Here is a 209-nt window from a genome sequence, read left to right as displayed (position 1 = left end):
TTTCTGGCCGAGCACTACGGCACCGAAGTGTCGCCCGACTTCATCAGCTCGGTCACCGACGAGGTGATGGCCGAGGCCCTGAGCTGGCAGAACCGTCCGCTCGAGCCAATGTACCCGGTGGTGTTCTTCGACGCGCTGCGGGTCAAGATCCGCGACGACGGCGTGGTCAGCAACAAGGCCGTCTATCTGGCCTTGGGCATCCAGGCCGA

At 64.1% G+C, this 209-nt stretch carries 1 protein-coding gene; it reads left to right on the top strand.

All coding sequences use genetic code 11. The features are described 5' to 3' along the window. Nucleotides 1-209: transposase (locus tag SB786_RS38075; protein ID WP_410731821.1), on the top strand; the 209-nt coding region annotated here is incomplete at both ends.

Source organism: Burkholderia sp. SIMBA_062, assembly GCF_046534765.1.
In the GTDB taxonomy this organism is placed as follows: Bacteria; Pseudomonadota; Gammaproteobacteria; order Burkholderiales; family Burkholderiaceae; genus Burkholderia; species Burkholderia ambifaria.
This window is presented reverse-complemented; position numbering and strand designations above follow the sequence as displayed.